Here is a 13,409-nt window from a genome sequence, read left to right on the forward strand (position 1 = left end):
CTCCGGCAGGTGTGTGAGGGTGCACCTGCCGGAGAGGTGTCGACGGGCTCGGCCCGCCCCCGGGATCAGCGTCTACGCCACTCAGTGGTCATCAGCGTCAGTGGCGCGCCCGGCGGCGGGCGTCAGGGTTCGATGGTCACCTTGATCGCCTCTCCGGCCGCGACGGTGCTGATCGCCTCCGGGACCTTGTCCAGTGGCATGCGGTGGGTGATGAGGTCGTTGACGGGTACGGAGCCGGAGGCGATGAGTTCCAGGGCGCGTTTGTTGTGGGCGGGGCTGGAGCCGTTGGCGCCGACGACGGTCAGTTCTCGGTAGTGGACGAGGTTGGAGTCGAGGGTGATGGTGGGGGCGTTTTTGGGGAGGCCGCCGAAGAGGCTGATGCGGCCTCTGCGTGCGGTCATGCGCAGTGCGTCTTCCTGTGCCGCGCCCGAGGCGGCGGCGGTGATGACCACGTCGGCGCCCCGGCCGTCGGTCAGCTTGAGGATCCCTTCCACCATGTCCCCGTCCGCTCCGCAGACCGTCTCGTCCGGTCGTACGAGGGCGGCCGACTTCTCCAGCCGCGCCGCGTTGAGATCGGCCAGGATCACGCGTCCCGCGCCCCGGGCGCGGGCGAGGCGTACGTGCAGACAGCCGATCGGTCCGGCCCCCATGACGACCACCTCGTCGCCGCTGCCGACCCCGGCGAGTTCCTGGCCGTTGAGGACGCAGGCGAGGGGTTCGGCGACGGATGCCTCGGCGAAACTCACGCCGCTGGGGATCCGGTTGAGGCCGTCCACCTTGAGCACGGCGTGCGGGACGATGAGGTATTCGGCGAATCCCCCGTCGTACTGGTAGCCGACGGAGGTCTGGTTCGGGCAGATGGTCATGCGGCCGTGGCGGCAGTCGCGGCAGTCGCCGCACGGTACGGCGGCGATCACCTGCACCCGGTCGCCCACGGCCCAGCCGTCGACCTCGGCGCCGACTTCGGTGATCTCGCCGGCGATCTCATGCCCCATCACACGCGGCGGGGACAGGTGCTGGTGGCCGTGGTTGAAAATCTTCACATCGGTGCCGCAGGTCGAGCAGTTCCGGACCCGGATCTTGACCTCGTGTCGCTGCGGTGAGGGCTCCGGTACGTCCTCCAGGCGCAGGTCGCCGGGGGCGTAGAAGCGTGCCACTCTCATTCTTGGATGTCCTTACTGATCGACTGGAGCAGGTGGTGGATCTCGTTCGGGTCGGAGGAGGAGCGCAGTTTCTCGGCCTGGTCGGGCTCCAGCAGGATCTGGGCGAGTGAGGACAGCACCGCGACGTGTTCGTCGCCCTTCGCTGCGATGGCCACGCAGGTGGTCACGCGCTCGCCGTCCCAACTCACGCCGATAGGAAACTGGAGGACGGCGAGGGTCGTGCGGCGGACCAGTGCTCGGCTGGCGTCGGTTCCGTGGGGGATCGCCACGCCTTCACCGACGTAGGTGCTGATGGACTGCTCGCGTTCGAGCATCGTTCTTGCGTATCCCTCCTCGACGGCGCCGAGTTCCTCGAGCACCGCGCCGCACTGGCGCACGGCGTCCCACCGGTTGTCGGCGCTCAGGCCCAGGCGGATTCCCTCGCGGGGCAGCACGTCAGGCATGGACCTCACCGCCGTCCCGGATGGCGGCTTCGAGTTGGTCGAAGGCCGGGTCGTTGAGGAAGGACTGGAAGGGGATGATCACCGCTTCCGGTACCACCGCGCGGGCGCGGTCGGCGAGGTCGGCGTGCGTCACCACGACCTGGGTGCTCTCGGGAATGTCGTTGACCGCCTTGTGCGTGACCTTCACGCCATAGGGCTTGAGACGTCTGGTCAGTTGGCTGGCCAGCATCACGCTGCTGCCCATGCCCGCGTCGCAGGCGACCACCACGGAGGTGATGGCCGTGACCGGGACGGACCGCATCGCGGTCGCTTCCTCCTCGACCTCGTCGGCCTCGGGCTCCGGAGTGCGCCCAATACGCAGCAGGGCGGCCGCAGAGGCGAAGGACACGCCCGTGGCGACCACGATCGAGGCCAGCACAGGGAAGTAGCCTCCCTTGGGGGTGACCGCGAGGTAGGCGAAGATGCTGCCCGGTGACGGCGTGGCGACGAGACCGGCGCCGGTGATCATGGCGGTCGCCACGCCGGCCATGCCGCCGGCGATCGCGGCGAGGATGAGGCGCGGCTTCATCAGCACGTAGGGGAAGTAGATCTCGTGGATGCCGCCCAGGAACTGGACGATGATCGCGCCGGGCACGGTGGGACGCAGCCGCCTGGGGCCGAAGAACCAGTAGGCGAGCAGGATGCCCAGGCCGGGGCCGGGGTTGCTCTCGATCATGAACAGGATCGACTTGCCGTGCTCGGTGGCCTGCTGCACGCCCAGCGGGGAGAGCACTCCGTGGTTGATCGCGTTGTTGAGGAACAGGACCTTGGCGGGTTCGACGATGATTGACACCAGCGGCAGCAGCCCGGCGTCGACAAGGAAGTCGACGCCGTTGCCCGCGGCCTTGGTGAGTGCGGACACGACCGGCCCGATGCCGAGCAGTCCGGCCAGGGCCATGGCGCCGCCCAGGATGCCGGCGGTGAAGTTGTCCACCAGCATCTCGAGGCCGGGGCGGGTGTGGCGGGCGGAGACGCCGTCGACGAGCTTGAGCAGGTAAGCCGTGAGCGGGCCGATGATCATCGCGCCCAGGAACATCGGGACGTCGGAGCCGACCGCCACGCCGACGGTGGCGATCGCGCCGACCACCGCCCCTCGCTGGCCGTGTACCAGGCGTCCGCCGGTGTAGCCGATCAGTACCGGCAGCAGCATGGTGATCATCGGCCCGACCAGCTTGGCCAGCGTCTCGTTGGGCAGCCAGCCGGTGGGGATGAACATCGCGGTTATCAGGCCCCAGGCGATGAAGGCCGCGATGTTCGGCATCACCATGCCGGCGAGGTGACCGCCGAGACGTTGCACCCTGGCCCTCAACCCATGGCCTTCCAGGTGCTTGAGCCGGGTCAGGTCTGTCATGGCTCTCTCCGATCCGAATCGGTACAGGGATGTTGAATGTCCGGGCCCGTACCGGCGCAGTTGCGCCCGCTCGGTTCCCGTTCCCCGACCTGATGGCCGGCCATGGGCCGGCCGGTCCGGCCGCCGAGCGGCCGGTTCAGCGGAATGTCCGCCGTGATGGTGACTCCGGCCGGATCCAGATCGGCCGGTGTCGGCATTACGCTGCCCGGCAGCTTCACCGCGGCGGCACCGTGTGCCACCGCCGCTGCCAGGGCCTTCGGTCCGGCGCCGCCTGCGCCGAGGAAGCCTGCGAGCGAGGCATCACCCGCTCCTACATCACTGCGGACGGCGGCCACGGGAGCGCTGCCGTACCAGCTGCCCTCCCCCGCGATCAGCAGCATCCCGTCCGCGCCGAGGCTGGCCAGCACCTGCTGGGCACCGCGCTCACGCAGCTCGCCCGCCGCGTCGACCGCGTCGCCGACCGTGGCCAGTTCCCGGCCGACCGCCTCGGCGAGTTCCTCCCGGTTGGGCTTGACCACGTCGGGACGGGCTGTGAGCGCCGCCAGCAGCGCGGGACCGGAGGTGTCCAGCGCCATGCGGGCGCCGCCGTCATGCACTTGTGCGACCAGATCGGCGTACCACCCGGGCGCGAGTCCGCGCGGCAGACTGCCGCAGCAGGCCAGCCAGTCGGTCTCGGGCCCGGTGAAGCCCCGTGCGGTGGCCAGCAGTGCGGCCGACTCTTCGGCGGTCAGTTCCGGGCCCGGCGCGTTGATCTTGGTCAGCGCGCCGCTCGCCTCCACCACGCTGATGTTGATCCGGGTCTCGCCGCGCAGCCGCACGGTCGCCACCTCGATGCCCTGGCGCCTGAGCAGCTCGGACAGCAGCATTCCGGAGAACCCGCCGAGCGGCAGCACGGCTGTGGTCGGGTGCCCTGCGGCGTTCAGTGCTCGCGAAACGTTGACGCCCTTGCCCCCGGGGTCCACCCGGTCGACTGCCGCACGGTTGATCTCGCCCCGGAACAGCCTCTCCAGTTCGAAACTGCGGTCCAGGCTCGGGTTCGGAGTGATGGTGACGATCATGCCCGGATCACCTCCGGTCCCAGGGCGGCGATCTCGGCGGCCTGCTCATCGGTCAGGCCGCTGTCGGTGACCAGCACGTCCACCTGAGCCCAGGTGGCGAACCGGGCGAAGTACCGGGCGCCGTACTTGGAGGAGTCGGCGATCAGGACCACCTGGCGGGCGCTTGCCACCATGGCGCGCTTCACCGCGGCCTCGGCGAGGTCCGGGGTGCTCAGTCCGGCCTCCGGCGAGAAGCCGTTGGTCGCGATCACGGCCATGTCGGCGTCCAGGTCCGCCAGGTCGCGCAGGGCCCAGGCGTCCACCGCCGCCTGGGTACGGTGCCGCAGCCGGCCGCCGACCAGATGGAGGTTCAGCTGGGGGTGTTCGGCGAGCCGGGCGGCCACCGGGAGCGCGTTGGTGACCACGGTGAGCGTGCTGTCCAGCGGCAGCTGCGCGGCCAGCCGGGAAACGGTGGTGCCGGCGTCCAGTAGCAGGCTGCCCTCCTCGGGCAGCAGCGCAAGGGCGGCCTTGGCGATCCGGTCCTTGTCCGCGGCGGCCGTGGAGTCCCGCTCGGCGAGCCCTGGCTCCAGGCGCAGACCACCGCCGGGCAGTGCCCCGCCGTGCACCCGGCGCAGCAGCCCGGCCCGGTCCAGGGCGCTCAGGTCGCGCCGGATGGTCTCCTGCGTGACGCCGAACTCCTCCGCCAGCGAGGGCACATCGACCCTGCCGCGCTCCTGGGCCAGCTCAAGGATCCGCTGCTGACGCTCGGGTGCGTACATGTGGGATCAGGTCCGTTTCATGTGGGGTAATGCCTGTCTAGGACGGGACCCTACTCGCATTCGCCGCAAAGACAAGGGGTCCGAGTAAGTTGATTCTTTTTCCGAGTGTGTTGACATCGGTCGACTCTTGGTCGTAGAACCGTCGAAACCACTCGATGCGGGTGGCAAACACAGACGTCCGGACGCGTTCTTCCCCCGACCGCGGGTCCGGGCCCCGGGGGCAGCCCGGCCGCCTCGGGCTGCCCCCGACCACCCCTGCAAAGGAATCGCGATGCCAAAGATTCTGGTCACCGTCGGCGCGCGGAGCGGACTGCACGCCCGCCCGGCCTCCCTGTTCGTCCAGGCCGCCGCCCGCCAGCCCGTCAAGGTCACCGTAGGTCGCCCCGGCCGGCCCCCGGTGGACGCCAAGAGCCTGCTGTCCGTGCTGTCACTGGCAGCCGAACACGGCCACACCCTCCAACTCGCCGCCGAGGGCGAGCAGGCGCAGGCGGCCCTGGACGAACTCGCCCAGCTGCTGTCACAGGACCTTGACGCATGAGCCAGGTCCTCCCAGGCATCGGTGTCGGCATGGGCAGCGCCTCGGGCCCCGTGGCACGTATGGCACCACCGCCACAGCTGCCCGCACCCCGCCCCGTCACCGACCCCGAAGCCGACACCGCCGCCCTGCGCCGGGCTCTGGCCGCGCTGGTCGCAGACCTCGAAAACCGGGCCACGAGGGCACCCGAAGGGCCCGCAGCCGACGTGCTGTTCGCACAGGCGCAGATGGCGTCCGACCCGACGCTGGCCGAGCAGGCGGGCGAAGCGGTCCACCGGGGCGCCGACCCCGTCCACGCGCTGAGCGCCACCTTCGACGGCTTCCGCGCCCGGCTCCTGGCCGCCGGAGGCTACTTCGCCGAACGCGCCACGGACCTGGACGACCTGCGCGACCGCGCCGTCTGTCACCTGCTCCAACTCCCGATGCCAGGACTGCCCGACCCCGGCCACCCCCACGTTGTGGTGGCCGACGACCTCGCCCCGGCCGACACCGCCTTCCTCGACCCCGCACGCGTACTGGCCCTGGTCACCGTGCGCGGCGGCCCCACCAGCCACACCGCGATCCTGGCCAAGGCACTCGGCCTTCCCGCCGTCGTCGGCTGCCCCTCGGCGGCCGACCTCAAGGACGGCCAGAAGGTGCTCGTTCACGACGGCACCGTGGAAGTCGACCCGTCACCGGAAGCCGTCTTTGAGGCGGCCAGGCGGGAAGAGCGACGCCGCGGCCGGGCGGCGGCCGCTCACGGTCCGGGCCGTACCGCGGACGGCCACCCCGTCGCACTGCTGGTCAACCTCGGCGCAGCGCACGAACTTCCGCGCGCCGCCGCCGCCGACGCCGAGGGCGTGGGACTGTTCCGCACCGAGTTCCTGTACCTGGACCGGACCGAGCCGCCCACCCGGGACGAGCAGACGGTCGCGTACCGCGGGGTCTTCAACGCCTTCAGCGGCCGCCGGGTGGTCGTACGAACTCTCGACGCGGGCGCGGACAAGCCGCTCCCCTTTGTCACCGCCCCGGACGAGGAGAACCCGGCCCTCGGCGTCCGCGGCCTGCGCACCGCCGTCCGGGACCCGGGGCTGCTCGACACCCAGCTGGCCGCCGTCGCCGAGGCCGCCCGCGGCAGCAAAGCCGATGTCTGGGTCATGGCGCCCATGGTTTCCCTGCCCGACGAGGCAGCGGAGTTCGCCGCCAGGGTGCGCTCCTACGGACTGCCGGTGGCCGGCGCCATGGTCGAGGTCCCCGCAGCCGCACTGCGCGCCGACCAACTGGCGCAGGTCTGTGACTTCTTCAGCATCGGCACCAACGACCTCGCCCAGTACACCTTCGCCGCCGACCGTACCCTCGGCGCCCTCGCCGAACTCCTCGACCCCTGGCAACCCGCTCTGCTCGACCTGGTTGCCACCACGGCCCGCGCCGCCTCCGCCTTCGACAGGCCGGTCGGCGTCTGCGGCGAGGCGGCATCCGACCCGGGGCTCGCCCTGGTGCTCGCGGGGCTCGGCGTGGGCAGCCTCTCCATGGCCCCAGCCTGCCTGCCCGAGGTCCGCGCCACCCTCGCAGCGCACTCCTATGCCCAATGCCAGGACATGGCCAACGCGGCCCGCCGCGCGCCCGACGCGGCGACAGCACGCGCGGAGGTCCGCCGCCGGATGATCTGAGCGGCCGGCATCCGCCACGGCCCCGGGACCGCAACATCCACGGTCCCGGGGCCCTCCCAACCCGGACCCCTCATCATCCACCGAAAGGACAGTGACCCGCAGGTCACGGGCCACAACGGCAGGCCCGTCCCCCAGGGAGAACCGCTCGGCCGCCTCCAACTTGCAACCGCTCACGAAACGCCCGGCGTTCGTCGGTCAGCCCCCGCCCGGCGCGTACCTCACGAGCGCGATCAGGATCTCGGGTGGGCAGAGGCTGCGCAGGTAGCGGCAGAACTCTCGGGGCGCATGGGATCGCAAGGCGAGGCCAAAGGCTCGGCGTCAAGGCCGGCGACGACACCTCGGGCCGGGTGGATCGGAAGGCGCCTGGCTGGCAGTCAGTGGCCGTGCGGCGTCCGACGTCCGACGTCCAGCGTTGTCCCAGTCAGGCGCCAGGGCGGTCCCGCTTGAGCATCCTGGGCCCCGTCGGGCGGTGCGAACAAGCAGCCCCAGCAGGAACGCCTGGAAGGCGTACGTGAACAGGAGGATGCCCCACATCATCGCGTCCGTCTCGGCCCAGGCGCCGAGGGAGTCGACGACAGCGAGAACGGCAGCGCCTGTCGGTAGGGCAAGGAACAGGGCGAACAGTCCGGCGACCTGGCTGCCGTCCTCTCCAGCGCCGACCAGGAGGAGAAAGCCGGCCAGGCCAAGGTAGGCGCCTGAAAGCCAGTTGCCGAAGGTCAGGGTCGCGATCGTTCGCAGTCCGGAACGCACGTTGCTCCTTGATTGTTAACGGACACGCGCCCTTGCGTGGGCCGTCTCGCAGGTCGTACTGGCAGGCCCGCCGACCGGGCTGTGATCACCATCGTGGTGTCGGACACCCTGACGGCGTGAGAGTACGGATACTCAAGTGGCTCTGGAGTCAGTCGCTCTCCCCCCGCAGCGAAGAACTCGCCTGCTCGGCCCCTGGACCAATCGCCACAGCTATGACTCGTCCGGTCGATCACGTGTCCGCTTCGGGGCGGTCGTTGCGTTCGGTGGCGCGCCGCCGGCCTTCGGGGACAAGGGACACCTTCGCGCGACCAGGCCACGTCTCGTGGCTCACCAATCGCAGGTGTGGAACGCGCAGAGGCGGACCTCGACGATGTCTGGGAGTCGGTCGATCTCCTCCCTGAGCCCGTCCTTGCTCCGCTTGGTGCCGCGACCACGGACATGCCGCGCCGAGGGTAGCTGTCCGGCAGTGCCTCAGCCTGCGGGACGTCGAAGAACCGGAGATCTTTCGTAGCCATAACCGGCTTCTTCACGCTCTGGCCGTGCTCGTCCACGCGGGTGTCAGTGCCCCGCCCGTCATCCCGCACGGATAGGGAACCGTCGGGATGGAGGACAATGACGCATCGTACTTGACCCCTGCTTGCCGCTTCGTCGGCGGCATAGGCAAGCACCTCACCAAGGCGGATATCAGTCCCAAGCCCGTTGCAAAGTCCTATCGTTGGCTGATGCCCGCCCACCATATTGACCGCCCGGCCGATCTCGACGTGGTCCGTGAGTCCTATGACCGCGTGGCCGACAACTACGCCCACATGGTGGTGACAACGGGAGTCGGCGACATCCGTCGCCATCCATGGCACAAGGCATCAATCGACGCCTTTGCCGACACGGTGAGCGGGCTTGGGCCTGTCCTCGACGTCGGCTGCGGACCCGGAACGGTGACCGCCTACCTTACCGAACGCGGACTCGACGTGTCCGGGGTCGATCTCTCTCCTCGCATGATCGAGAACGCGCGCCGTCTTCATCCGCGATGCCGCTTCAGCGTCGCCTCTGCCACCGACCTGGACCTTGGCGAAGCTTCCCTCGGCGGCGTGCTCGGGTGGTGGTCACTGTTCAACCTCCCCCGTGACGTCCTTCCTCAGGTTCTCGCCCTGTTCGCGCGCGCCCTGAAGCCAGGCGGACATTTCATCACCGCAACACACGTCGGCGACGAAGACGCGGTACGCACCGAGGCCTACGGAGGTGTACCCGTTCGTTGGACGACACACAAATGGCGGCCGGAACAACTCGTGGACCTGATCGAGCAGGCTGGACTGCGCCCGGTCGCCGAACTTCGGCTCCCCCCGGAGGAGTACTGCGGGCCGGGTCTGGTCGTCATGGCCCAGCAACCCGGCTGAGAATCATGCATCGGAAGCGGCACAAGGTCCCATGCAGTGCAAGGCTCCTCCGGACTGTCGCGACGCCGATCGAAGGTGCTGCCTCTACGGGTCACAGGCGGGGCATGCCTACTGAACTACGACCACACACCGTTACCGGCTTGCTCCGGACTCGCCCGCCCCCTCACCCAAAGCCTCCGACACCCGTCCGCCAAGTAGCTTCTTGACCCTCACACCATGTCAGGCGGTCAGCTCGGAGACATCATGTTCACCATCGGAGACTTCGCCCGGCACGGCCGCGTCTCAGTCCGGATGCTGCGTCACTACGACGCGACCGGCCTGCTGCGCCCGGCTCGCGTCGACCCCGCCAGCGGCTACCGCTACTACACCGCCGCCCAGCTCGCCCGCCTCAACCGGATCATCGCGCTCAAGGACCTCGGCTTCACCCTCCAGCAGGTACAGGACATCGTGGACGAGAAGGTCAGCGCCGAGGAACTGCGTGGCATGCTGCGGCTGCGACGGGCCGAACTGGAGACCGCAATTGCTGCCGCAGGAGCACGGCTGGTCCAGGTCGAGGCGAGGCTCCGAGCGATCGAGAGCGAGGGGCACATGCCCACGAACGACGTCGTCATCAAGAGCGTCCCCACCGTCCGGGTGGCGGAGCTGACCGCAACGGCCGCGAGTTTCGGGCCCGAGGACATCGGCCCGGTCATCGGGCCGCTCTACGAGGAGCTGTTCCAGCGCCTGGAATCGGCAGGTATAACCCCCACCGGACCCGGCGTCGCCTACTACGAGGACGCCCCGGAGGGGGGCGGCAGGATCAGCGTCCACGCCGCCGTTCAGGTCTCCGCCCCCCTCCAGGACGGCGCCTTCCGAATCCTCGACCTGCCGTCCCTCGACCAAGCGGCAGCCATCGTGCACCGCGGCTCGATGGACACCGTGCTCCCCACCACCCAGACCCTGGCCCGCTGGATCGATGCCAACGGCTACCAGTCGGCCGGATACCCCCGCGAGATCAACCTGGAGTGCCCCGACAACCGCGACGAATGGGTGACGGAACTACAGGCACCGGTGACCCGAGCGTGATCAAGCGCGCCCCAGCCTGACCACTGACGACGTCCGGGCAGCGGGCGCCCGCGGATGCGCACGGAAGGAAAGCAGTTCCCAGTCCACTGCGGCGTGCCCGCGCTGACCTGCATAGTCGGGACTCCACCGCCGGTCCAGGCGCTCTTGCATGACCTGCCTTAGTTCACCAGCCAGTTCGATCCTTGCGAGCCTGGGCCGCGGGCGGCGGGCCTCGGCCCGTGCCTGGGGGCGTGAGGCCGGCAGATGCCGCTGCGGGGATGCCGGTTGCGGCGCATCTGCCGACTGACCGTCGACGGACTCCGTCCCAGCTCGGCGGCGATGGTCCAGACCGTTGCCTTCTCGTGTATCCCTCCGGGCGCTGCGCGCCGCGGTTCGGCATCAGCGATCGCCGGTGATCGGTTGCCGGTCGAAGCACACGTAGTTCGGGGCCGCGCTCGCGGCCTGCCGGCCCTTGATCTCCACACGTGCGCCGGCCTTGATGGCGTCATACACCCACTTCCCGTCTTCCGGCGCGAGGGCGATGGCGCCGGGGCCGGAGTCGTGGCCGATACTGGCGAGACCGGCGGCGGGGTCCAGTGCGTTCCTGAGTAGCCGCTGGTGGTGGCTGCGGTCGGTGAAGGTGACGGACCACTGCCTGACGTCCACATACTTGGTCAACTGGGTGATCTTGTTGGGGGGCATTGTCGGGGTCGGGTACTTGGCAGTGTCTGTGACTGTCGTCTCGCCGATCGGGCATTGTCCTGCAGCCCGCCGATGCGGAACTTCCTGCCCTCGATGGTCAGTGTGTGGGCGTCCAGGTCGACCGTCGCCCGCTGGACGGGCGCCGGCGACGGGTGGGGCACGGACGTCGCAGGGGATGGGCCTGCTCGGTGAGGGAGCCGACGGCACCGGTGGTGACGGCGGTGATGGCGGCCGCAGCCAGCGCGGTGGTGGAGAGCGGAACGCGTCGGCCGCGGCGGCGACGTACTGCCTGGCTCCTCACCTGTGCCCCCGTGGCTGGGGCCGGGACCGCGCCGTGCGCGGCCAGGTCACGCAGCCCGGCAGACAGCTGCCCGACGCCGTACCGACAGTGTCGTCGATGCGCAGCTGGATGATGGCCTGGAAGGGGAGGCCGGCGCCGCCGCGCCTGACCGGAGTCCGTGAACGACGGCGCCCAGGATGTGACTGAGCGCATCGGCCGGCCCGAAGACCAGCCGATGCGCTATTCACGCCTGCCCCGGTGGCTTGCCGCCTTGTCAGCCGTGCTCGGGCTCCACCGGGAGCCACAGTTCGGCGTCGGCCTCGGTCTTCTCCGGTGACAGGCGGGTGCGCAGGATCTCAGGGCCAGGGCGGCTGCGGTACGGGTTTGACGGGAACCACTCGATGAAGACGTCCCGCCACAGTTCCTGGATGGCCTGCGGCGCGGGCCCGGAGGTGGTGAAGACCGCCCAGGTTCCGGCCGGGACGGCCAACGTGGTTGTGCCCTCGGGAGCGGTTACGGAGGTAATCACGCCGTGGTAGTAGTCGAGTTCGGTGCCCTCGGCACGGCTGGGGTCCAGGTCGTCGCATACCGCGACGATGCCGTGCGGCTCCTGGTCCGACAGCTTCTCCAGGCGCTCCATGATCTGCGGGTCGATCCCGCGGACAAAGTCCATGAGCGCCTGGTTCGGCCCCGCATGCACCAGCGGTACCCTGGTCTTGAGCCCGACGACGGCGAAGTCCGCCTTGTCCACAACGCGGTATCGCATACTGCTACTCCCTTCGATGGTGAGGCGGAAGGCCATCCGGGACTGGGAGCTGAGCGCGGCGCCGGTACGGCGGGCCTCGCCCGGTCCGATGCCGTGCATGGCACGGAACGCCCGCGCGAACGCCTCGCCGGAGCTGTAGCCACAGCGCACCGCGATCTCCAGCAGCGTCTCACGCCCCGCGAGTACTTCGGCGCCCGCGAGGGTGAGCCGACGTCGCCGGATGTACTCCGACAGCGGTATGCCGGCGAGCGCCGAGAACATCCGGCGCAGGTGGTACTCCGATGTGGCTGCGATGCGTGCCAGCTCGGCCACCTCGATGTCCTGGTCGAGATGGCGCTCGATGTGCTCCATAGCCTGGTTCAGCCGCTCCAGCATGCCCGGTCTCCTTCCTGTTGACGATCACCACGCTAGGCAGCGCCCACCATGCCGGACCCGACATCTTGTGCCCGATCAAGTCGGGTGCACGAGGCAGCCCAGAAGGTCGAGGGCCAATGGTCGACCCGGCTCACTCTCCCTTTGAAGAGGGGCAGCCGGTTGCCCCGCCAGGTCACGCCCTGCGCTTACACGGGCCAACTCAACCGCTCAGAAGCCAACTGACGGGCTTAGTCGCACAGGAGCACTCACTCAACCCCGCTCGGTGAGAATCGCTCAGCCTTCGCTGCGACAGGTCAAGGAGTGTCCTGTCGCCCCGAACCTTGAGCAGTCTCACCGGAGTTTGGGCACAGGCGGCCCTGATCGCGTCGGCACGGACGCGTCGTGGCGGAAGCGCAGCTGAGGGTTGGCCACGGTCAGAGGGTGAGCAGCCGGACGACCAACACCGTCACCGTGCCCACTGTGAACATCGCCCCCAGCACGGTGAACAGCAGGTCGACCGCCCTCAGGTCCCAGCCTTCGATCGCAAACCGGTGTGGGGCTTCCGGATCGTATTGGACCACGACGTACGCCCCCACGCCGAAGTCGTTCCCGACGACTGCGCGGCCGAACCTGGATGAGTACTCGCAGGTGCGCCCGTCCCGGGCGGTCCAGGCCGCAACCGGGTGGTAGAACGTGGCGCCTTCGTCGTCCCGCCTGACATCGTGGCGGACGATCCGAGCCTTGGCAGTGATACCTGTGCGGCGTAGAGCGCTGGCGTGGCGGACGCCGTACACGCCGAAGCTGAAGAAGACCGCGCCGATCGTCAGGGGGATGAGGGAGAAGAGCCATTCGCGTTCCACGTGTTACGTGACGCGTGCGCTGGGCCGTCGGTTGCCCTGCCCCGCTACCAGCTTGACAGCGCCAGGCGGCTTCAGAGGTCTGAACGTGCTACCGCGTTTCCGCAGCAAGCTAGACCTTGGCCCGACCCGAGCAGCAGCAAGCCCCTATCTGACACATCTCGTCCTGACGGAGTGCCAGGCCGGCATCGCAAGGCGCTGCGGCCGGGCTTACCGCCCGGCCGCAGCGCCGATGTTCGGGGTGGTGCTCAGCGTGAAGGGGTGCGCGC

At 69.5% G+C, this 13,409-nt stretch carries 14 protein-coding genes; 4 read left to right on the plus strand and 10 right to left on the minus strand.

The window, feature by feature from the left end; translation table 11 throughout:
* Positions 1 to 122: 122 nt before the first annotated feature.
* Genes FBY35_RS19305 through FBY35_RS19325 form a run of 5 tightly spaced genes read right to left on the minus strand, consistent with a single transcriptional unit; the run spans position 123 to position 4,812 of the window.
* Positions 123 to 1,163 carry a zinc-dependent dehydrogenase gene (locus tag FBY35_RS19305; RefSeq protein ID WP_142215277.1) on the minus strand — a complete coding sequence of 347 codons (1,041 nt, stop codon included), beginning with the start codon at positions 1,161 to 1,163 and terminating at the stop codon, positions 123 to 125.
* Positions 1,160 to 1,606: a PTS sugar transporter subunit IIA gene (locus FBY35_RS19310; protein WP_142215278.1), complete on the minus strand. Its 447-nt coding sequence runs from the start codon at positions 1,604 to 1,606 to the stop codon at positions 1,160 to 1,162. Before FBY35_RS19310 ends, FBY35_RS19305 begins: the two co-directional genes overlap by 4 nt.
* Positions 1,599 to 2,996 (minus strand): PTS mannitol transporter subunit IICB, encoded by a 1,398-nt coding sequence (locus FBY35_RS19315; RefSeq protein ID WP_142215279.1) that lies wholly within the window; start codon positions 2,994 to 2,996, stop codon positions 1,599 to 1,601. Before FBY35_RS19315 ends, FBY35_RS19310 begins: the two co-directional genes overlap by 8 nt.
* Positions 2,993 to 4,054 (minus strand): 1-phosphofructokinase, encoded by a 1,062-nt coding sequence (gene pfkB / locus FBY35_RS19320; protein WP_142215280.1) that lies wholly within the window; start codon positions 4,052 to 4,054, stop codon positions 2,993 to 2,995. The genes FBY35_RS19315 and pfkB overlap by 4 nt, the downstream gene beginning before the upstream one ends.
* On the minus strand, positions 4,051 to 4,812 hold the full coding sequence (locus FBY35_RS19325; RefSeq protein WP_142215281.1) for a DeoR/GlpR family DNA-binding transcription regulator: 762 nt from the start codon (positions 4,810 to 4,812) through the stop codon (positions 4,051 to 4,053). Before FBY35_RS19325 ends, pfkB begins: the two co-directional genes overlap by 4 nt.
* Positions 4,813 to 5,083: 271 nt before the next feature.
* On the opposite strand from FBY35_RS19325, the gene FBY35_RS19330 reads away from it, so the two are divergent.
* The gene (locus tag FBY35_RS19330; RefSeq protein ID WP_142215282.1) at positions 5,084 to 5,350 is read left to right on the plus strand and encodes an HPr family phosphocarrier protein; all 267 of its coding nucleotides are present in this window, start codon (positions 5,084 to 5,086) and stop codon (positions 5,348 to 5,350) included.
* A complete protein-coding gene (gene ptsP, locus FBY35_RS19335) occupies positions 5,347 to 6,996 on the plus strand; it encodes a phosphoenolpyruvate--protein phosphotransferase (protein WP_142215283.1) in 1,650 nt (549 codons plus the stop codon). Before FBY35_RS19330 ends, ptsP begins: the two co-directional genes overlap by 4 nt.
* A gap of 318 nt (positions 6,997 to 7,314) precedes the next feature.
* On the opposite strand, the gene FBY35_RS19340 is transcribed toward ptsP, so the two are convergent.
* A complete protein-coding gene (locus FBY35_RS19340) occupies positions 7,315 to 7,746 on the minus strand; it encodes an SCO4225 family membrane protein (RefSeq protein WP_142215284.1) in 432 nt (143 codons plus the stop codon).
* 722 nt (positions 7,747 to 8,468) lie between these two features.
* Between FBY35_RS19340 and FBY35_RS19350 the strand changes: the two genes are divergently transcribed.
* On the plus strand, positions 8,469 to 9,137 hold the full coding sequence (locus tag FBY35_RS19350) for a class I SAM-dependent methyltransferase (RefSeq protein ID WP_142215285.1): 669 nt from the start codon (positions 8,469 to 8,471) through the stop codon (positions 9,135 to 9,137).
* 243 nt (positions 9,138 to 9,380) lie between these two features.
* Complete coding sequence (locus FBY35_RS19355) at positions 9,381 to 10,202, plus strand: MerR family transcriptional regulator (RefSeq protein ID WP_142218055.1); 822 nt, start codon at positions 9,381 to 9,383, stop codon at positions 10,200 to 10,202.
* 158 nt (positions 10,203 to 10,360) lie between these two features.
* Here FBY35_RS19355 and FBY35_RS38075 read toward each other — a convergent pair whose 3' ends face one another.
* The 4 genes from FBY35_RS38075 to FBY35_RS19370 form a co-directional block, all read right to left on the minus strand.
* Complete coding sequence (locus FBY35_RS38075; RefSeq protein ID WP_399208468.1) at positions 10,361 to 10,690, minus strand: helix-turn-helix domain-containing protein; 330 nt, start codon at positions 10,688 to 10,690, stop codon at positions 10,361 to 10,363.
* Complete coding sequence (locus FBY35_RS36135) at positions 10,581 to 10,883, minus strand: hypothetical protein (RefSeq protein ID WP_399208471.1); 303 nt, start codon at positions 10,881 to 10,883, stop codon at positions 10,581 to 10,583. The genes FBY35_RS38075 and FBY35_RS36135 overlap by 110 nt, the downstream gene beginning before the upstream one ends.
* Before the next feature lie 554 nt (positions 10,884 to 11,437).
* Positions 11,438 to 12,304, minus strand: coding sequence for an AraC family transcriptional regulator (locus FBY35_RS19365; protein ID WP_142215286.1), 867 nt, complete (start codon positions 12,302 to 12,304; stop codon positions 11,438 to 11,440).
* A gap of 413 nt (positions 12,305 to 12,717) precedes the next feature.
* Positions 12,718 to 13,143 (minus strand): DUF3592 domain-containing protein, encoded by a 426-nt coding sequence (locus FBY35_RS19370; protein ID WP_142215287.1) that lies wholly within the window; start codon positions 13,141 to 13,143, stop codon positions 12,718 to 12,720.
* Between the last annotated feature and the right edge of the window lie 266 nt (positions 13,144 to 13,409).

Origin of the sequence: Streptomyces sp. SLBN-118 (genome assembly GCF_006715635.1) — a bacterium.
Lineage (GTDB): Bacteria > Actinomycetota > Actinomycetes > Streptomycetales > Streptomycetaceae > Streptomyces.